Origin of the sequence: Rhodococcus sp. ACPA4 (assembly GCF_002300185.1) — a bacterium.
Classification (GTDB): Bacteria; Actinomycetota; Actinomycetes; order Mycobacteriales; family Mycobacteriaceae; genus Rhodococcus_F; species Rhodococcus_F globerula.
The window spans coordinates 926,399-945,028 of sequence record NZ_NSDY01000002.1 but is presented as its reverse complement, the minus strand read 5'-3'; the positions used below and the strand labels follow the sequence as shown (position 1 = coordinate 945,028).

General features: G+C 62.4%; 18 protein-coding genes. 9 read left to right on the top strand and 9 right to left on the bottom strand.

Annotated elements, in window-relative coordinates:
* Window positions 1-26 precede the first annotated feature (26 nt).
* Window positions 27-995 carry a helix-turn-helix transcriptional regulator gene (locus CJ178_RS27735; protein WP_095888452.1) on the top strand — a complete coding sequence of 323 codons (969 nt, stop codon included), beginning with the start codon at window positions 27-29 and terminating at the stop codon, window positions 993-995.
* 98 nt (window positions 996-1,093) lie between these two features.
* On the opposite strand, the gene CJ178_RS27730 is transcribed toward CJ178_RS27735, so the two are convergent.
* Entirely contained in the window at window positions 1,094-1,297 is a 204-nt protein-coding gene (locus CJ178_RS27730) for a cold-shock protein (protein WP_033234264.1), read from the bottom strand.
* Between the two features lie 313 nt (window positions 1,298-1,610).
* Here CJ178_RS27730 and CJ178_RS27725 point away from each other — a divergent pair, with 313 nt between their 5' ends.
* From CJ178_RS27725 to CJ178_RS27715, 3 genes are read left to right on the top strand one after another with little or no spacing between them, the layout of a single operon-like run.
* Window positions 1,611-1,820 (top strand): heavy-metal-associated domain-containing protein, encoded by a 210-nt coding sequence (locus CJ178_RS27725; RefSeq protein ID WP_033234263.1) that lies wholly within the window; start codon window positions 1,611-1,613, stop codon window positions 1,818-1,820.
* A 5-nt stretch (window positions 1,821-1,825) separates the two neighbouring features.
* Window positions 1,826-1,993 carry a hypothetical protein gene (locus CJ178_RS32925; RefSeq protein ID WP_155276682.1) on the top strand — a complete coding sequence of 56 codons (168 nt, stop codon included), beginning with the start codon at window positions 1,826-1,828 and terminating at the stop codon, window positions 1,991-1,993.
* On the top strand, window positions 1,990-4,227 hold the full coding sequence (locus CJ178_RS27715; protein ID WP_095888451.1) for a heavy metal translocating P-type ATPase: 2,238 nt from the start codon (window positions 1,990-1,992) through the stop codon (window positions 4,225-4,227). Before CJ178_RS32925 ends, CJ178_RS27715 begins: the two co-directional genes overlap by 4 nt.
* A 60-nt stretch (window positions 4,228-4,287) precedes the next feature.
* On the opposite strand, the gene rsmA is transcribed toward CJ178_RS27715, so the two are convergent.
* Genes rsmA through CJ178_RS27700 form a run of 3 tightly spaced genes read right to left on the bottom strand, consistent with a single transcriptional unit; the run spans window position 4,288 to window position 7,482 of the window.
* Window positions 4,288-5,184 carry a 16S rRNA (adenine(1518)-N(6)/adenine(1519)-N(6))-dimethyltransferase RsmA gene (gene rsmA / locus CJ178_RS27710; RefSeq protein ID WP_033234261.1) on the bottom strand — a complete coding sequence of 299 codons (897 nt, stop codon included), beginning with the start codon at window positions 5,182-5,184 and terminating at the stop codon, window positions 4,288-4,290.
* A 10-nt stretch (window positions 5,185-5,194) separates the two neighbouring features.
* Window positions 5,195-6,322, bottom strand: coding sequence for a resuscitation-promoting factor (locus CJ178_RS27705; RefSeq protein ID WP_033234260.1), 1,128 nt, complete (start codon window positions 6,320-6,322; stop codon window positions 5,195-5,197).
* A 35-nt stretch (window positions 6,323-6,357) separates the two neighbouring features.
* On the bottom strand, window positions 6,358-7,482 hold the full coding sequence (locus CJ178_RS27700) for a resuscitation-promoting factor (protein WP_095888450.1): 1,125 nt from the start codon (window positions 7,480-7,482) through the stop codon (window positions 6,358-6,360).
* Window positions 7,483-7,718: 236 nt separating this feature from the next.
* Between CJ178_RS27700 and CJ178_RS27695 the strand changes: the two genes are divergently transcribed.
* Both CJ178_RS27695 and CJ178_RS27690 read left to right on the top strand, forming a co-directional pair.
* Window positions 7,719-9,167 (top strand): amino acid ABC transporter substrate-binding protein/permease, encoded by a 1,449-nt coding sequence (locus CJ178_RS27695; protein WP_051730475.1) that lies wholly within the window; start codon window positions 7,719-7,721, stop codon window positions 9,165-9,167.
* Window positions 9,164-9,931: an amino acid ABC transporter ATP-binding protein gene (locus CJ178_RS27690; RefSeq protein ID WP_080711718.1), complete on the top strand. Its 768-nt coding sequence runs from the start codon at window positions 9,164-9,166 to the stop codon at window positions 9,929-9,931. The genes CJ178_RS27695 and CJ178_RS27690 overlap by 4 nt, the downstream gene beginning before the upstream one ends.
* Window positions 9,932-9,967: 36 nt before the next feature.
* On the opposite strand, the gene CJ178_RS27685 is transcribed toward CJ178_RS27690, so the two are convergent.
* The 3 genes from CJ178_RS27685 to CJ178_RS27675 form a co-directional block, all read right to left on the bottom strand.
* Window positions 9,968-10,393 (bottom strand): DUF6578 domain-containing protein, encoded by a 426-nt coding sequence (locus CJ178_RS27685; protein WP_095888449.1) that lies wholly within the window; start codon window positions 10,391-10,393, stop codon window positions 9,968-9,970.
* Window positions 10,390-10,689 carry a hypothetical protein gene (locus CJ178_RS27680; RefSeq protein WP_257013475.1) on the bottom strand — a complete coding sequence of 100 codons (300 nt, stop codon included), beginning with the start codon at window positions 10,687-10,689 and terminating at the stop codon, window positions 10,390-10,392. Before CJ178_RS27680 ends, CJ178_RS27685 begins: the two co-directional genes overlap by 4 nt.
* Before the next feature lie 77 nt (window positions 10,690-10,766).
* On the bottom strand, window positions 10,767-11,594 hold the full coding sequence (locus CJ178_RS27675) for a TatD family hydrolase (RefSeq protein WP_033234256.1): 828 nt from the start codon (window positions 11,592-11,594) through the stop codon (window positions 10,767-10,769).
* Between the two features lie 21 nt (window positions 11,595-11,615).
* Between CJ178_RS27675 and metG the strand changes: the two genes are divergently transcribed.
* On the top strand, window positions 11,616-13,214 hold the full coding sequence (gene metG / locus CJ178_RS27670) for a methionine--tRNA ligase (protein WP_095888448.1): 1,599 nt from the start codon (window positions 11,616-11,618) through the stop codon (window positions 13,212-13,214).
* 82 nt (window positions 13,215-13,296) lie between these two features.
* Window positions 13,297-14,535 carry a DUF2786 domain-containing protein gene (locus CJ178_RS27665; protein WP_095888447.1) on the top strand — a complete coding sequence of 413 codons (1,239 nt, stop codon included), beginning with the start codon at window positions 13,297-13,299 and terminating at the stop codon, window positions 14,533-14,535.
* Between the two features lie 7 nt (window positions 14,536-14,542).
* Here CJ178_RS27665 and rsmI read toward each other — a convergent pair whose 3' ends face one another.
* Window positions 14,543-15,373: a 16S rRNA (cytidine(1402)-2'-O)-methyltransferase gene (rsmI, locus tag CJ178_RS27660; protein WP_033234253.1), complete on the bottom strand. Its 831-nt coding sequence runs from the start codon at window positions 15,371-15,373 to the stop codon at window positions 14,543-14,545.
* 23 nt (window positions 15,374-15,396) lie between these two features.
* Here rsmI and CJ178_RS27655 point away from each other — a divergent pair, with 23 nt between their 5' ends.
* Window positions 15,397-16,956, top strand: coding sequence for a dolichyl-phosphate-mannose--protein mannosyltransferase (locus CJ178_RS27655; RefSeq protein ID WP_033234252.1), 1,560 nt, complete (start codon window positions 15,397-15,399; stop codon window positions 16,954-16,956).
* Window position 16,957: 1 nt separating this feature from the next.
* On the opposite strand, the gene CJ178_RS27650 is transcribed toward CJ178_RS27655, so the two are convergent.
* Window positions 16,958-18,598, bottom strand: a complete 1,641-nt coding sequence (locus CJ178_RS27650) for a BCCT family transporter (protein WP_033234251.1) — start codon at window positions 18,596-18,598, stop codon at window positions 16,958-16,960.
* Window positions 18,599-18,630 lie beyond the last annotated feature (32 nt).

The window sequence follows — 18,630 nt, the reverse complement described above, 5'->3', positions numbered from 1 at the left end:
CCTCAATCTCTGCGACACTGAATTTCATGAAGGAGACATCAGCTCGTCTACTGCGGTTGCTGTCGCTACTCCAGACCCGTCGAGACTGGTCCGGCGCCGAACTCGCAGACAAGCTTGCAATCACACCGCGCACCGTTCGCCGCGACGTCGACCGCCTACGCGACCTCGGATATCCGGTGGACGCGACGGTGGGTGTCGGTGGTGGATACCGTCTCGGCGCCGGGGCCGAGATGCCTCCCCTTCAACTCGACGACGAAGAAGTACTTGCGGTGGCGTTGTCATTACAGTCCGGCGCCACCGGCTCGGTAGTCGGCATCGGCGAGGCCTCGATGCGTGCTCTTGCCAAGCTCCGCCAGATCATGCCGCCCCGGCTGCGCTACCGCCTGGAATCGCTGCAGATCGATGTGGTGCCGCGTGAACCGGCCACAAGCGCAGTGGACGCGTCCATCCTGTCCGCCATCGCATCGGTGTGCCACAACCACGAGCGACTTCGGTTCGACTACGCCACCCATGACGGCACGCAGAGCCGCCGCGAAGTGGAGCCGTACCGCCTCGTGCGGTCGGGCGTGCGGTGGTACCTGGTGGCGTGGGATCTCTCACGGGAAGACTGGCGGTCATTTCGCGTCGACCGAATGGAACCCAAAATTCCTACCGGACCACGTTTTTCGCCTCGAGAGCTACCTCAGGGCGGGGCAGCGGAATTCGTGTCCCGAGGAGTCGCCCGCGCCTTTTCGTCCACGCGCGCAACAGTTCTGCTCCATGCGCCCATCGAACAGATCGCGCCGATGGTCAGCGATCAGTGGGGATCAGTGGAATCCGACGGCGAAAATCGCTGCGTCATAGCACTTTCCGGAAATTCACTGCGCTCCGTCGCACAATGGCTGCGGGCCTTCGAGGTGGACTTCACAGTGCTGAATCCACCCGAGCTACGCGCGGAATGTCGAATGATCGCCGAGGAGCAGGCTGTGATCACCGCCCGCTATCGTAAGGCCTGACAACACTTTTCATTCGGATACAACAAAACCCCAACCCAAAAAGAGTTGAGGTTTTGTCGAGTACGTCATGCGCCGGTTGCCCGGCTCACATGGACGTCTTAGACGACGGTAACGCCGGTGGCCTGCGGGCCCTTGTTGCCCTGACCGATCTCGAACGCAACACGCTGGTTCTCCTCGAGCGTGCGGAAGCCGCCGCTCTGGATCTCGGAGTAGTGAACGAAGACGTCAGCGCTGCCGTCTTCGGGAGCAATGAAGCCGAACCCCTTCTCGGAGTTGAACCACTTCACGATGCCCTCTGCCATGTAAATCTCCTCTAACACAGTGTCTACAGGCTGTCACTGCGACCGCCCGGGTCACTTACTACGACCGTTCTGAGACAAATCCGTGGAGGATGTCCAAACGCTCGCAACTTAACCATTTGCGAGCGTGGAAACACAAACACAAACACTTACGACCAACACAAGTAGATCATAGATCCTCGACTTTGTCTCGCTCGAGTGTCAGATCACAGTCCAGCCCATTGACAGGCATACCCCCTGGGGGTACCTTGAATCTCGAAGCGATACCTACACGGGGTATCCGTACAATAGAGCCAGTCAACCGAAGGGATCTCCCATGACCACCGCCGAATACACCGTTTCCGGAATGACCTGCGGACACTGCGTCGGATCCGTCAAGGAAGAGATCGGCAACATCGCCGGAGTGACCGCCGTCGACGTCGATCTGGCCAGCGGCCGCGTCAGCGTCACGAGTGACGCACCCGTATCCGCAACCGACATCGCCGCGGCAGTCGACGAAGCCGGCTACGCCGTCGTAGACAGCTGACGGCCATGCGCACATCGGCAACACTTGCCGCCTACGCCGGAGGCCTTGTCGTCGTATTCGGCGCCGCCTTCGGCGTGGGGGCGGCCGTCGGAAACCCTGTCGAGAGCCCGAGCCACGCGCCGGCGTCCAGCACATCGAACACGCCCGCACCCCATGAGGAAGGTCACCGATGAGTACACCCACCACCGTCGGTAGCGTCGAACTCGCCATCACGGGAATGACCTGCGCGTCGTGCGCCGCTCGAATCGAGAAGAAACTCAACAAGATCGACGGCGTCAGTGCCACGGTCAACTACGCCACGGAGAAGGCCAAGGTCTCGTACCCCGACACCGTCGGGGTAGATGAACTGCTCGCCACCGTAGAAAATGCGGGCTACTCGGCAGCGCTCCCCACGCCGCCTGCCACCACCGCCGACGCAGACGTGGAGACCCCACAGGATCGTGACCTCCGCGAACTGCGCACCCGGCTGATCGTCTCGACCCTACTCTCGGTTCCCGTCATCGCGATGGCGATGATCCCCGCACTTCAGTTCACGAACTGGCAATGGCTCTCGCTCACACTGGCGGCCCCTGTCATCGTCTGGGCGGCTCTGCCTTTCCATCGCGCCGCCTGGATCAACCTCCGGCACGGCGCAGCCACGATGGACACCCTCATCTCCATCGGCACCATTGCCGCGTTCCTGTGGTCGCTGTACGCGCTGTTCTTCGGCACAGCCGGCGAAGCCGGGATGAAACACGCGTTTTCGCTCACCGTCGACCGAATGGACGGCACCGCCAACATTTATCTCGAGGTCGCCGCAGGTGTGATCACCTTCGTGTTGGCCGGACGCTACTTCGAGCACAAGTCCAAGCGCACCTCGGGTGCGGCGCTGCGTGCACTCATGGAACTCGGCGCAAAGGACGTTGCAGTCCTGCGAGACGGTGCCGAGGTCAGAATCCCGGCCGAAGATCTTGTCACCGGCGACGTCTTCATCGTCCGCCCAGGTGAGAAGATCGCCACCGACGGAGTCATCACCGAAGGCCGCTCCGCCGTAGACCTGAGCATGCTGACCGGCGAATCGGTGCCCGAGGAGGTAGGCGTCGGCGACAGCGTTGTCGGAGCCACCGTTAACGTAGGCGGCACCCTGTCCGTCCGGGCCACCCGAGTCGGCAGCGACACGCAACTCGCCCAAATGGCAGCACTTGTCGAAGACGCACAGAACGGTAAGGCTGACGTTCAGCGTCTCGCCGATCGCATTGCGGGCATCTTTGTTCCGATTGTCATCGCGATTGCCGTTGCCACACTGGGTTACTGGCTCGGTAGCGGCAACGGAATCGAGATGGCGTTCACCGCGGCCGTCGCCGTCCTGATCATCGCCTGCCCCTGTGCGCTCGGATTGGCAACACCCACCGCACTGTTGGTCGGCACCGGTCGAGGCGCCCAGATGGGAATCCTGATCAAGGGCCCCGAAGTGCTGGAATCGACTCGCGCAGTGGACACCATCGTCCTCGACAAGACCGGCACCGTCACCACCGGCCAGATGACTCTGCTCGACACCATCGCAGCCGACGGAACGAGCATCGATGACGTCTTGCGTTTGGCGGGCGCTCTCGAACATCGCTCCGAGCACCCGATTGCTGCGGCAATTGCCAAGGGTGCCAAGGAAACAGTGGGCGAACTTCCCGCGGTCTCCGACTTCGTGAACGTCGCCGGACGAGGCGTTCAGGGAATGGTCGACGGCCACGCTGTAGTAGCCGGCCGTGAGGCATTGCTCGAAGACTGGGCTATGACGTTGCCCGAGAACCTGCGGGCTGCAAAGATCGAAGCAGAAAAGGCGGGCCGCACCGCCATCGCAGTCGGCTGGGACGGAGCGGCACGCGGCGTCCTCGTGATAGCCGACGCCGTCAAGGACACCAGCGCCGAGGCGATAGCGCAGTTGAAGGCACTCGGCCTCGAACCGATCCTACTGACAGGCGACAACAAGACCGTCGCCCGGACCGTCGCAGACCAGGTGGGCATCAGCACCGTATTTGCCGAGGTCATGCCAGCCGACAAGGTCGACGCCGTCAAGAAACTGCAGGCGGAGGGACGCGTCGTGGCCATGGTCGGCGACGGCGTCAACGACGCGGCGGCTTTGGCTCAGGCCGATCTCGGTCTGGCGATGGGTACCGGCACCGATGTCGCAATCGAAGCCAGCGACATCACACTGGTTCGCGGTGACCTTCGCTCGGCAGCGGATGCAATCAGGTTGTCTCGCAAGACACTGAAAACAATCAAGGGCAACCTGTTCTGGGCCTTTGCCTACAACACGGCAGCTATCCCCCTCGCGGCGGCGGGACTGCTGAACCCGATGCTGGCCGGTGCCGCGATGGCATTCAGCAGCGTGTTCGTGGTGAGCAACAGCCTGAGGCTGCGCCGGTTCAAGTAAGGGGCCTTCGGCCCCTGTGCGCCTTTTTGGTAGCGATGGCTATCAGAAAGGCGCACAGGGTTATTCGACTCCTGCCAAACGCACAAACGCCGCTGCGTCGAGCATCTCGCCACGCGTCTGCGGCTCGATTCCGGCAGCAAGGAGCCTGCGCTCCGCTTCAGCCGGCGAACCCGCCCAACCACTGAGTGCTGCTCGCAAGGTCTTGCGACGCTGAGCAAAAGCTGCGTCGATCGCGGCAAAAACACGCTTGCGGTGCTGCTCGTCCATCGGCCACGGCGGCTCGGCGTAACGGTCGATCCGTACCAGACCGGACTCCACCTTGGGCGCCGGCCAGAACACATTGCGACCCACGGCGCCGGCACGGCGGACCTCACCGAAGAAATTGGCCTTGACGCTCGGGACGCCGTAGATCTTGCTTCCCGGATCAGCAGCCAGGCGATCAGCGACCTCGGCTTGCACCATCACCAGCGCGGTACGCAGGCTCGGCAGCGACGCGAACAGGTGCAGCAGCACCGGCACCGCCACGTTGTACGGAAGGTTCGCGACCAGAGCCGTCGGCTCCCCCGGGATCTGCGACGGCAACACGCGCATGGCGTCGGCCTCCACAACCGTCAGACGATCTGCCAGTTCAGGAGCGCGCTCGGACACCGTCTTGGGCAGACGAGCCGCCAGATTCGGATCGATCTCCACCGCGATGACACGGTCCACGACGTCCATCAAGGCCATGGTCAGTGAGCCGAGACCTGGTCCGACCTCGAGAACCACGTCGTCTCGTGTGACGCCGGCGGTAGTGACGATACGTCGCACGGTGTTGGCGTCGTGAACGAAGTTCTGCCCCAACTGCTTTGTGGGGCGCACACCGAATTCCTCGGCAAGAGCGCGCACCTCGGCCGGGCCGAGCAGCGCTGCCTGCCCGCGAGGGGTGGCGATGGGTTGGTTCGATTCGGCGTCTGACACAGGTAAGAACTTAACCCAGTCCGAGACGACCCGAGCACGACGGCCATGCGCCCCAGCCCTGGGTACGCTGGGTTTGCGTGGCAATGGCGATCTGCTCCTCGCGGGTCGCGAGGTCGGCGCGGGCAGCGTACTTGAGCCCGCCCTGTCGTTCCCAGGTGTTCTGGTCGAACTGCACGCCGCCGTAGAAACCGTTGCCGGTGTTGATAGCCCAGTTGCCGGTGGCCTCACACTGAGCGAGCGCATCCCACGTGCTGCCGTTCTCGACCGGCGGCACCTCGGTGCCCGGCTTGGTACCGACGCGGACAACCTTGGGTTGCGCGGGTGTGGTGATCGTCTCGGCAACAGGCGTGCGACCGGTTTCGACACCGTTGACCAGATTGACCGCAAATGTGACGTCACGAACGCCGGGCACTCCCGGGTTCTCGACGATCGTTCGGCTCTGATTCATGGTCGGATCCTCGATGCGCTGATCCGGCGGATCGAGCGGCAAGGTCTCCACTCGGCTTTCGGTGATATTGCGCGTCACCGTGATCTCGAGGCCTTCGGTGAGCGGCGCATCTGCTGCGGGAACAACGGTGTCCGCAGCTGCGAGCGGAGTTCCGTTGGCGGTCAAGAACTCACCGACAGTGGGAGCTGCGAGCCGGACATCCGTCGTCGCATGTGCTCCGTCAGTCAGCTTTGCGACAACAGGCGTGAGGACATCGAGCGCTGCGCCGTCCAACGGAAGACGCTGCGAACGTGAAGCCGAAACATGAACATCTGCAGCAACATCGAGTTGCTTCAAGGCATCTTCGACTGTGAGAGCTGTTGTCCACACGGACTTCTGCTGACCGTCGACCGTCAAGGTGATCTCGCGCGCACGACGCAGCACGACGGTGTCACCGTCGGACACGGACGCGTCCGATGCCGGTGCAACAGCGTCCTTGTCACCGATCGAATAGCCCGCATCTTCGAGAATGCCGTCGACGTTGCTCGCCATGGTGCTCAGGCGAATCTGCTCACCGTCGACATCGAGAGTGATGGTCTTGTGGTTGACCACAGCCAGAATTCCACCGGCCACCAGCGTGAGAAGCAACGCGGCGATCATCGAATACAACAGCGGTGATCGCGTCGAGTTGAGCTTCGCAAGCGGTGACATAGGTTCCTGACTTCTGGTCCGGGGTCAGTGCGCGGTTAGCGCAGACCCAATTTGCTTGTGCACGAAGGCCATGCGCCCCAGCCCTGACCGGCGCGAACCTTCTCGCCGATCGCGATCTGCTGCTCACGGGTTGCGAGGTCGGCACGCGATGCGTACTCGCCACCGCCGAATGCCTGCCAGGTGCTCTGGGTGAATTGCAATCCGCCGTAGAAACCATTGCCAGTGTTGATCGCCCAGTTGCCGGTGGCCTCACACTGCGCAATCGCATCCCAGGTCGCCGCATTGGAAATTGCCGGTACCGCAGGCTCTTTGGTGCCGACCTTCACTACCGCGGCAACAGGTTCCTTGACCACGGTCGCAGAAAGCTCAGTACGCGCTGCCTCGACACCATTGACGGTCTTGACCTCGATGGTCGCCGTGCGCTCACCGGGAACTCCCGGGTTTTCGACGACGGTCGAGTCCTTCTCGAGCGACGGATCGTCGATCTTGTTCTCCGGCGCGGGAATCGGCTGGTTCTCGACACGGGTGTCGGTGCGCGACCGGGTAATTTCGACGGTGAGCCCGTCAGTGACAGGAGTCTCGGCGGGCGGAACAACGGTATCGGCCTGCTCGAGCGGAGCATTGCGTGCGGCCAGAAGATCACCGACAGTAGCGGCGGCAAGCTTGATTTCCGTAGCGGGCGCACCGCCGTCCGCAACGTTGACAACCTTGGGGCTGATCACGTCGAGTTCCGTGCGTTCGAGCGGCAAACGATGCGAGCGTGACGCCGATACGGCAAAGTCGTCGGCCACGTCGAACTGCTTCAACGCTTCGTCCACGGTCAGCGCGGTGGTCCACACCGTCTGCTGCTTGCCGTCGACGGTCAAGTCCAGCTCGCGTGCGCGTCGCAGAACGACAGTGTCTCCGTCGGCCAGGGAGGCGTCGGAACTGGGCGCAAGTGTGTCCTTCGGATCCACCTCGTATCCGGCCTTGTCCAAAGCGCCACCGACGCTGCTCGACATGGTGGACAGCGAGATCATCTCGCCGTCGACGTCGAGCGTGATCGTCTTGTGCTGAACCACCACGAGCAGCCCACCGACAACAAGCGTCAGGAGCAGCGCCGCCACCATCGAATAGAGAAGTGGTGACTTCGTGGAGTTGATCTTGGCAAAAGGCGACACAGGAAATCCCAAGGCAGACGACGTTCGATCACAATACGGTAACGGCCACACACCGCTTCGGCAACCAAACGGTCACGAATTGCGACTTTTGTCACGGAATAAACACGGCGTGTCGCAGGTCGGTAACTTTTTACCTCAGTTAACGGTGTACCGATTCAGCGCGGCGCGCAGTATGTTCTCGTCTGGTCATAAGCAGTCCGGCGATCCCGGGCGTGACATACGAAAGCTGGGCGAGAGTGCGAAGAAAAGTCGACAAACCCCGTAACCCGAGGTGGCCGATCCTGGCCATCCTTCTGGCGCTCATCGCAGCGCTGTTCGCTCCAGGCATCGCGTCGGCGCAGCCGGGCCGGACGTACATCATCGCCACCGACGTCACGTTCGCCCCGTTCGAATTCGAGGACGAAAACGGCAATCTCACCGGCATCGACATGGAACTGATCCGGGCCATCGCCGAGGATCAGGGATTCAACGTCGAGATCAAGCAATTGGGATTCGACGCAGCTCTGCAAGCAGTCCAGGCCGGCCAGGCAGACGGCGTCATCGCCGGCATGTCGATCACCGACGCCCGCAAGCAGGTCTTCGACTTCTCCGACCCGTACTTCGAGTCGGGCGTGCAGATGGCAGTGCTCGAATCGAACAACGACGTCAAGTCCTACGAGGACCTGAAGGGCAAACGCGTCGCCGTCAAGAACGGCACCGAAGGCGCCACGTTCGCCGAATCCATCAAGGATCAATACGGATTCACGACTGTCTACTTCGCCGATTCCGCCAGCATGTACGACGAGGTCCGCACGGGTAACTCCGTCGCCGTGTTCGACGACTACCCCGTGCTGGCCTACGGCATCACCCAGGGCAACGGACTCAAAACCGTGACCGAGAAGGAAGCCGGCGCAAGCTACGGCTTTGCCGTCAACAAGGGCCAGAACGCCGAACTGCTCGAGATGTTCAACGCCGGACTTGCGAACCTGCAGGACAGCGGCGAGTACGACGAGATCCTCTCTCAGTTCCTCGGCCAGGACGCCACCTCGTCCGACAACTCCATCATCGGGCTGATCAAGAGCACCTACCCACAACTGCTCAAAGGTCTGTGGCTGACCATCGTTCTGTCGGTCGTCTCGATCGCGATCGCTCTTGTCCTGGGTGCGATCTTCGGACTCTGCCGCGTATCGACAAACATCGTCGTCCGCGGAATCGGTACCGCCTACGTCGATATCTTCCGTGGCACGCCGCTTCTGGTGCAAGCGTTCTTCATCTACTTCGGCATCCCGGCCGCTCTGCACTTCCAGATGTCGGCATTCACCGCCGGTGTCATCACGCTCTCGCTCAACGCCGGCGCCTACATGGCCGAGATCGTGCGCGGCGGAATCCTGGCCGTCGACAAGGGCCAGATGGAGGCATCACGCAGCCTCGGCATCAGCTACATGAAGACAATGCGGAAAGTCATCATGCCGCAGGCAATTCGCACGATGATCCCGTCGTACATCAACCAGTTCGTCATCACCCTCAAGGACACGTCGATCCTGTCGGTCATCGGACTGGCCGAGCTCACTCAGACCGGGCGCATCATCATCGCGCGCAACTTCCAGTCCTTCAACATGTGGCTGATCATCGGCGCCATGTACTTCATCATCATCATGGCGCTCACCAAGTTCTCGAACCGCCTCGAAAAGAGGATCAACAAGTGACCGAAACAGCCGTCAACATGAGCAAGCCAGACACCGAAATCAAGATCGAAGTCAAGGGACTGAAAAAGTCGTTCGGCGACAACGAGGTCCTCAAAGGCCTCGACGTCGACATCAAGAACGGCGAAGTGGTGTGCGTCATCGGGCCGTCCGGATCGGGCAAGTCCACCTTCCTACGCTGCCTCAACCGCCTCGAGGACATCACCGCAGGCACCGTGCGCGTCGACCAGTTCGACCTGACGGACAAGAACGTCGATATCGACAAAGTGCGCCAACACATCGGCATGGTGTTCCAGCACTTCAATCTCTTCCCCCACATGACCGTCATCGAAAACGTGATGCTCGCTCCGATCCAGACGGGCCGTTCCACCAAGGAACAGGCACGTGAGATCGCGGCGAAACTGCTAGGTCAGGTCGGTCTCGCCGAGAAGGCCGACGCCAAGCCCGCGAGTCTGTCCGGCGGTCAGAAGCAGCGTGTTGCCATCGCCCGCGCACTCGCCATGAGCCCGGACATCATGCTCTTCGACGAGGCCACCAGCGCCCTCGACCCCGAAATGGTGGGCGAGGTTCTGCAGGTGTTGCGCGACCTCGCGAAGCAGGGCATGACCATGGTCGTCGTGACCCACGAAATGGGATTCGCGCGCGAGGTATCCGATCGCGTCATCTTCATGGCCGACGGCTACATCGTCGAGGAAGGGAAGCCGGAAAACCTGTTCGGCAATCCGCAGCAGAAGCGCACCCAGGATTTCCTGGGGAAGGTGCTTTAGGGGCTCCGCCCCTGTGCGCCTTTCTGGTAGCGCCGACTACCGGAAAGGCGCACAGGGGGTGGCCAACTCGACGACCACGCCAGTCTCGATCCGGTTCTGCGGACCGACGTCGAAATCACCGAACCTCCGGAACCACCGAGGACTCGCAGCGACCCGTCGATAGGTCTCACTGTCTGCGACGGGCAACCACACGCGTGGGCTTCCGACTTCCTCGTACGTCGTCGTGACCACGAGAATCCCGAGGACTACGCCTGCGGTCCTAACTCCTGACGCCGGCATCCCGCCGTGAACCCAACCGTCGAACCTGCCGGTGTCGGCGCGCGGAGTCAGCGTCCACGAACACTCGTCTCCGACAACCGGATATGGCCCGCAACATTCGATTTCACCCATGTCGATGTGAACGGTGAGGATCTCGACCGAGGATTCCACCGGAGTCGGCTCGGTGTAGCTGTGCGTCCTCACGCCCTCGCAGGAACAGCCAACTCGACGACGACGGCCGTCTCCATCCATCCGCGACTACCACTAACCAGCGACGGCATTCCCCGAAAGTGGCTCGGGACTTTTTCGACGCGAACGTGATCGAGGCTCCCCGGCATCACCCCGTCGAACCACAACGAGTCACGCATCGGGCGCAAAGCCCACGAAGATCCTTCGCCGACAACCGGCAGCGGCGCCCAGCACTCGAATTCCCACGTTTCGATGCGGACTGTGACGACGTCGTAGGGATAGATGTCGTCGGGATAGATGTAGTCATTCATCTGAATACTCCGCGCAGTAGACGGGCCGGGACACGACGGTCCCGGGCGCGGAGTTACCTGTCAGCTCAGAATAGCGCTCAGAGTTTGTAGACCCGCTCCGCTGTCGCCGTCGACGCCGCTGCCAGAGCCTCCGGATCCTCGCCGCGGATATCGGCCAATGCGCGCACGGTGTACGGGAGGCAGTACGACTCGTTGGGGGCGCCACGGAACGGATGGGGCGTCAGGAACGGCGCATCCGTTTCGACGATCAGCTGATCCGACGGCACCAATAGCGCAGCCTCGCGGAGAGCCTTCGCATTCTTGAAACTCACGGTTCCCGAAAAACTGAGCACGTACCCGGCGTCGATGCATGCCCGCGCCATCTCCGAATCCGAGGAGAAGCAGTGGAACACCACTGTCTCCGGCGCGCCTTCCTCGTTCAGCACCCGCAGCAAGTCCTGGTCGGCTTCGCGGTTGTGAATCATCAGCGTCTTGCCCAACCGCTTCGCCAGATCGATGTGCCACCGGAAACCGTCGACCTGTTCCTCGATGGTGGCGCACCCATCGAGCTTGCCGGGCCAGTAAAGGTCGAGGCCCGTCTCCCCCACGGCGACGACCCGCGGATCCGACGCCAACCGCTCGATCTCGGCGCGAGTATCGGCGTCGAGAACGTTCGCCCTGGTCGGGTGGATTGCGACGGCGGCGTAAACCCTCGAATCCCAGTTCGCAGCGTCGACGGCAAAGCGGGCGGCGTCGAGGTCGTCGGCCACCGTCACGACCCGCCCGACGCCGACGGCCTCGGCTCGGTCGACTATTTCGGCCACGCTCGCAGCGTCATGCGCGCCACACGCGTCGAGGTGCGTATGGGCGTCGATCAGAGGCGACAAGGGCTCAGGGGCATCGGGGGCGGGACGGTCTTTGCTCACGCCCGATAGAGTAAGCCCACCATGACTGTGCCTGCCTCACCCTCCCAGACCCCGCGCCCGGACTCCGCTGCCCCGGAAGGCGCGGAACGATCGCCGTTCTACATCACGACAGCGATCGCGTATCCCAATGGCGCTCCGCACATCGGCCACGCGTACGAGTACATCTCCTCGGACGCGCTCGCCCGCTTCAAGCGTTTGGACGGACATGAAGTGTTCTTCATGACCGGTACCGACGAGCATGGTCTGAAGATGCAGCAGACAGCGATCAAAGAGGGTATCGACGTTCGGGAACTCGCGGCTCGGAACTCCGACGTGTTCCAGAACCTCGACAAGGTCCTGAACATCTCGTACGACCGGTTCATCCGCACCACGGACGCTGATCACCAGGTCGCCAGCAAGGCGATCTGGGAGAAGATGGCCGCATCCGGCGACATCTACCTCGACACGTACTCGGGTTGGTACTCGGTTCGGGACGAGGCCTTCTACACCGAAGCCGAGACCACGCTTCTGGAGGACGGCACCCGCCAGTCCACCGAGACCGGCACCCCGGTGGAGTGGACCGAGGAGTCCAACTACACGTTCCGTCTCTCGGCGTACGAGGAGCGGTTACTCGCGCTGTACGAAGAGCACCCCGAGTTCATCGCCCCCACGACACGCCGAAACGAGATCGTCAGCTTCGTCAAGAGCGGCCTCAAGGACATCTCGATCTCGCGCACCACGTTCGACTGGGGCGTCAAGGTTCCGGGCGATCCGGACCACGTCATGTACGTCTGGGTAGACGCCCTCACCAACTACCTGACGGGCGTCGGATACCCGAACGCCGACTCGGAGGAGTTCAAGAAGTTCTGGCCCGCAAGCCTGCACATCATCGGCAAGGACATCACGCGGTTCCACACCGTCTACTGGCCGGCGTTCCTCATGTCCGCGGGCATCGAGCTGCCGGAGCGGGTCTTCGTTCACGGCTTCTTGTACAACAAGGGCGAGAAGATGTCGAAGTCGGTCGGCAACGTCGTCGACCCCATCGCCATGGTCGATCAGTACGGCCTCGACGCAGTCCGCTTCTTCCTGCTCCGTGAGATCTCGTACGGCCAGGACGGCAGCTACAGCCACGAAGCGATCGTGACTCGCATGAATGCTGATCTCTCGAACGAACTCGGCAATCTCGCGCAACGTTCGCTGACGATGGTCGCGAAGAACTGCGACGCCCAGGTACCCACCCCCGGTGAGTTCACCGAGGACGACCTGGCGATGCTGGCGTCGGCGGACGCCTTGCTCGCCAAGTGCCGCAGCGAGTTCGACGTGCAGGCTCTGCACCTCGCGCTGGAAGCCATCTGGGGCGTGCTCGGCGAGACCAACCGGTACTTCTCCAAGCAGGAACCGTGGGTCCTGCGCAAGACCGATCCGGCGCGTATGGCAACCGTCCTCTACGTGACGATCGAAGTGGTCCGTATCGTCGGCATTCTCGTTCAGCCGGTCATGCCCGACGCGGCGTCGCGGATCCTCGATCTGCTTGGCCAGAGCGAAGAGAGCCGTCAATTCACCGACATCGCGGTACGCATCGACGCGAACCGTAAACTGCCTGCTCCGGCACCTGTTTTCCCTCGTTTCGTCGACGAGTGACGTAGCCGTGTGACGCCTTTCGTGGGGTCCGCCGCATCTGGCCTGAGCCAGTTGTGTCGGACCCCACGTGCACACTGCGTCCATGACACCCGATAGAACATACTTTCGAGCCGCTGCCTCCTCGCAGACGCTGCCATGGAACGGAACCCGCGTGTCCTCTCACGAAGTCAGTCCTCAATCTGTCGCAGCTGCCGAGGCCTTGATCACCGAACTTGCCGGCGTCTACGAACGAGGGTGGCAACCTGCCGATCTTGTTCACCTTGCCCGTCGCAGCAAAGATCCCTCGAACGCCGATCTTGTTGCCACCGCCGTCCTACTCGACGCCGCCCGAACCAGGGCCGCCGACCGCGCACCCCTCGAATGGGTCGGGCAACTTGCGTCCATTCGTGAGCAGTTCCCCAATGCCGATCGCATCGCGTCACGAATCACTCTGGACGAGGACGTTTTTCGATCCCTCGCGGCCGGACTCCTGTTCGAAGATCCCTATTTCCTCGTCTCCCAAATTGCCGAGGTGTCGTTGCACTGGACGCGACTCGCGCCGTGGAATCTGTTGCTCGCGCCGCCGTCCACCTGGCCGCCGCAGCGCACCGACACCAGTTACGTGGGCACTGGCGCTGAAGTTGACGCCAAGGTACTCAAGCGAATTCGTGGATTACTCGCCAAAGCCGAGGCCACCAACTTCGCCGAAGAGGCCGAATCCTTCACCGAGAAGGCGCAGGAGTTGATGACGCGGTACGCCATCGATGCGGCACTTCTGCACAATCGCACCGGCATCACCGATACCGCCGTCAACGGGCGTCGCATCCACCTCGACAACCCGTACGTGAAAGAGAAAGTCCATCTCCTCACTGCAATCGGTGATTCCAACCGCGTGCGCGCCGTGTGGTTCAGCGAGGTGTCCATCGCCACGGTCATCGGCACGCCCGTCGATCTCCAGCAGGTCGACATGCTCTTCACGTCGCTACTCGTGCAGGCAACCCGCGCAATGCAATTCGCCGACACCAGCAATCGCGGCGGCTCCAGAACCACGTCGTTCCGCAAGGGCTTCCTCACCGGGTTTGCCAACCGAATCGGTCAACGTCTCCGCGACGCCGGCACCAAAGCCACCGCAGAAGCCGCCGACGCCGCGTCGATGGATGTGGCCGATCTCCTGCCGATTCTCGCTACCACGTCGGCTGCCGTCGACACCGAATTCGATCGGTTGTTTCCCCGAACCCGCAAGGCTCGGGGAAGGTCCGTCGACGCCGAAGGGTGGCACGCCGGCCAAGCGGCTGCCGACGACGCCAACCTCCGGCCGGGAGCACCGGCAGTGCGCCGTTAGCCCAGCGCTAGTCCTTACGAGCAGCCAGCACCGTTTCGTACAGTTCGCGCTTCGACACACCGGGGGTGGCGACGAGGGCGCACGCGTCTTTCAGACGTGCTCCGCCCTCGACCAGGCGTTCCACTTCCTCGACCAGATCGGCCGGATCGGAGGCCACCAGAACAGCACCTTCGAGCACTACTGTGATTTCGCCGCGCACACCTTCGGCAGCCCACGCGGCGAGTTCGCCGAGAGTTCCGCGCTTCACCTCTTCGTAGGTCTTGGTCAACTCGCGGCAAACGGCAGCGCGCCGGTCCGGGCCGAGCACCTCGACGGCGTCGGCCAGGCAATCGGCCAGGCGATGCGGCGCCTCGAAGAACACACACGCGCGCTGCTCGGTGAGCAGTCCCGCGAACCAGGTCTTGCGTTGTCCACCCTTGCGCGGCGGGAAACCGTCGAAGCAGAAGCGCTCGACGGGCAGCCCTGACAGCGCGAGGGCAGTAGTCACTGCGGACGGGCCAGGCAGGCAGGTGACCTTCAAGTTCTCAGCCACACATGCAGCAACAAGGCGGTATCCGGGATCACTGACCGACGGCATACCGGCGTCGGTCACCAGGAGGACGGTTTTGCCGCCGGCAACGTCGGCGACCAGCGCGGGAAGTCGCGCAATCTCCACCTGATCGTAGAAACTGACCACCTTTCCGGTGATCGTGACATCAAGTGCCGAGGCCAGCGACTTGGTGCGTCGGGTGTCCTCGGCCGCCACGACGTCGGCGGTTGCGAGAGCGTCGCGCAGACGCGGAGACGCGTCACCGACGTCTCCCATGGGTGTTGCGGCGAGTACCAAGCGACCAGTCATACCTGACAGCCTACGATTGCCGAGTGACTGTGCAGACGGACGAGCGGCCAACGCCCGCCAGTGGCGATCGGGTAGTGCGTAGTCCAGCGCCGCTCGTACCCGCCCCGGACTTCGGCCCCACGGACCGGTTGCGTGGCTGGATCGTCACCGCCGTGATCACCACGATCGCCGCAATCACCCGGTTCACGATGCTCGCCTATCCCACGGACGCCGGCACTCCCGTATTCGACGAGAAGCACTATGCGCCGCAAGGCTGGCAGGTGCTGACAGGCGGCGGGATCGAAGACAACCCCGGTTACGGATTGGTGGTGCACCCGCCGATCGGCAAGCAGATGATCGCAATCGGTGAAGCGATCTTCGGTTACAACGGCTGGGGTTGGCGGTTCTCGTCGGCATTGGTCGGAACCTTGATGGTGCTGCTGATCATTCGGATCGTTCGACGGATGACACGTTCGACGCTCATCGGCGCGATTGCCGGCATTCTGCTGATCGTCGACGGAGTCACGTTCGTCTCGTCCCGCCTGGGCATGCTCGACATTTTTCTCGCATTCTTTGTTCTCGCCGCGCTTGGCTGCCTGATCGTCGACCGTGACCAGGTTCGGCAACGGATGGCCACCGCTTACGCCGAGGGTCGGATCGGCGATTCCGAATGGGGTCCACGGCTCGGGTTCCGGTGGTGGCGATTCGGCGCCGGCATCCTGCTCGGATTGGCCTGCGGCACCAAATGGTCCGGGATGTACTTCATCTTGTTCTTCGGACTCCTCAGCGTCGCGTTCGACCTGTCCGCACGCCGCGCCTACCGTGTGCAGCGGCCATGGTTCGGCACCGCGATCCGCGACATCGGCCCCGCTCTGTACGCGTTGGTCGTCATCCCGATCGGCGTCTACCTGGCCAGCTACTGGGCCTGGTTTGCGAGCGAGACGGGCGTCGATCGCCATGCCGTCGGCAACGAGATCGGCGAGGGCGGAACGTGGAGTTTCATACCGTCGGCGCTGCGTTCCCTCTGGTATTACAGCGGCAACGTGCTCACCTTCCACTCGAGCCTGACGAACTCCGCGGGCAACCACCACCCGTGGGAATCGAAACCCTGGACGTGGCCCATGGGTCTTCGTCCGATGCTCTACTACTACGCCGACGGCGAGCAGGTGACGGGCTGTGGGGCGGCCACCTGCGTCAAGGCGATCATGCTGATCGGCACGCCGGCGATGTGGTGGCTGGCGCTGCCCATGTTGGCGTGGGCGATCTGGAAGACGTTCGTTCGGCGTGACTGGCGCTATGCCGTTGTTCTCACCGGATACGCCGCCGCCTACCTCCCCTGGTTCGCCACGATGGACCGTCAGATGTACTTCTTCTACGGCGTTGCGCTCGCACCGTTCATGGTCATGGGATTTGCGCTGACACTCGGCGACGTACTTGGCAAGGCAACGGATTCCGTCGAGCGACGCACCACGGGATTGCTCGCGGTCAGCCTGTACATCGGGCTGGTTGTCGCGAACTTCGTCTACCTGTGGCCCATCTTGACCGCGATGCCGATCACTCCGGAATCGTGGCAGAACCATCTGTGGTTGCCGAGCTGGAAATAGCTCAGGTATCGCGACGAACGCGAGTGCCTCGTCGGACTCGTCGGGTTTGGAGAAGCGCTCGTTTCTGTTCTCGGGCAGCGACGATGATCGGGTCGTGTGACAGATCTCGGTAGAGCGAGAAGCACAGGCCTATCATCACGACGACAAATGGCGCGGCCGCGATGATCGTCATCGTCTGTAAACCCTCGAGCGCTTCGGAACCGCCGGTCCACAGCAATAGCGCCGCGGCGCCACCGGTCAACACACCCCAGAACACCACGACCCACCGACTCGGCTCGAGAGTGCCCCGCTGCGAGAGAGTGCCCATCACCATCGACGCAGCGTCTGCGCCCGAGACGAAGAACACCGCTACGAGCAGCATGACCAGGACGGTCGTAACGCCAGCGAGCGGGAGATTGTCGAGCATCCCGAACAACTGCGCTTCCTCGGAACCCCGGCTCGCGAGATCGATTCCGTCTCGCTCCTCACCGATCCCGGCACCGCCGAAGATCGAGAACCACAACAGGCTCACCGTCGTCGGCACGACAATGACACCCACGATGAACTGACGGATAGTGCGCCCACGACTGATGCGCGCCAAGAACATTCCCACGAACGGTGTCCAGGACACCCACCAGGCCCAGTAGAAGATGGTCCAGGACGACAGCCACTCTCCTGTCTCGGGATTCGACGACGCTCCGGTCCTTGCCGACATCTGGGCGAGGTCCGACGCGTAGGCGCCGATGGTGGTGGGCAGAAGGTTGAGGATCAGAACTGTCGGTCCGAGTACGAACACGAAGAGCGCCAAGATCAACGCGAGCACCATGTTGATGTTCGACAACCACTGAATTCCCTTGGAAACGCCCGAGACTGCCGATGCGACAAAGGCCAGGGTCAACACCGCGACAATGGAAACGAGAAGGAAGACACTCACTTCTTGCATCCACCCGACCACCTGGAAACCCGAGCCGATTTGCAGGGCGCCGAGTCCCAGTGATGCGGCCGTGCCGAAGAGAGTCGCGAAGATGGCAAGAATATCGATGATCTTGCCGATCGGACCTTCAGCCCGACGCCCGAGCAGTGGGATGAAAGCCGAGCTGAAAAGCTGCTTGCGTCCACGCCGATACGATCCGTACGCAATGGCAAGGCCCACAACGGCATACATCGCCCAGGGATGAAGCCCCCAGTGGAACATGGTGGTTGCCATAGCGGTTCCGATACCGCCGTCGGTGCCAGGTGGTGGATTGACGTAGTGCGCCAATGGTTCGGCGACACCGAAGAACATCAGGCCGATTCCCATTCCGGCGCTGAACATCATCGCAATCCAACTGACGGTCCGGAACTCCGGTTTCTCACCGTCCTTGCCGAGTGGAATGTCTCCGAACCGACTGACGGCGAGGTAGATGGAGAACAGCACAAAAGCCGACGCCGCGAGAACGAAGAGCCAGCCGATGTTGACGACGAGCCAGTCGAGAATGCTCCCCGTCACCGAGTTCAGATTGTCGGGGGCAACGAGGCCCCACACGAGAATTGCCAAGACCGCCACTGCCGTTACGGAAAAAACCACGTAATCGGTTCGCACACCTACTCGTGTGAACCCATTCGTCGGTCGGTCCTCGTTGGCACCGGAATTCTGCTCGGAAGGATCAGATTTCGTCACCATAGGACAATACGTTGGTCACTCGCGCGAACAAA

What these genes read in the sequence shown, in the direction of transcription:
- CJ178_RS27735 (WP_095888452.1), top strand. Translation starts at nt 27, where the DNA reads ATGAAGGAGACATCAGCTCGTCTACTGCGGTTGCTGTCGCTACTCCAG.
- CJ178_RS27730 (WP_033234264.1), bottom strand. Translation starts at nt 1,297, where the DNA reads ATGGCAGAGGGCATCGTGAAGTGGTTCAACTCCGAGAAGGGGTTCGGC.
- CJ178_RS27725 (WP_033234263.1), top strand. Translation starts at nt 1,611, where the DNA reads ATGACCACCGCCGAATACACCGTTTCCGGAATGACCTGCGGACACTGC.
- CJ178_RS32925 (WP_155276682.1), top strand. Translation starts at nt 1,826, where the DNA reads ATGCGCACATCGGCAACACTTGCCGCCTACGCCGGAGGCCTTGTCGTC.
- CJ178_RS27715 (WP_095888451.1), top strand. Translation starts at nt 1,990, where the DNA reads ATGAGTACACCCACCACCGTCGGTAGCGTCGAACTCGCCATCACGGGA.
- CJ178_RS27705 (WP_033234260.1), bottom strand. Translation starts at nt 6,322, where the DNA reads ATGTCACCGCTTGCGAAGCTCAACTCGACGCGATCACCGCTGTTGTAT.
- CJ178_RS27680 (WP_257013475.1), bottom strand. Translation starts at nt 10,689, where the DNA reads ATGAATGACTACATCTATCCCGACGACATCTATCCCTACGACGTCGTC.
- metG (WP_095888448.1), top strand. Translation starts at nt 11,616, where the DNA reads ATGACTGTGCCTGCCTCACCCTCCCAGACCCCGCGCCCGGACTCCGCT.
- CJ178_RS27665 (WP_095888447.1), top strand. Translation starts at nt 13,297, where the DNA reads ATGACACCCGATAGAACATACTTTCGAGCCGCTGCCTCCTCGCAGACG.
- rsmI (WP_033234253.1), bottom strand. Translation starts at nt 15,373, where the DNA reads ATGACTGGTCGCTTGGTACTCGCCGCAACACCCATGGGAGACGTCGGT.
- CJ178_RS27650 (WP_033234251.1), bottom strand. Translation starts at nt 18,598, where the DNA reads ATGGTGACGAAATCTGATCCTTCCGAGCAGAATTCCGGTGCCAACGAG.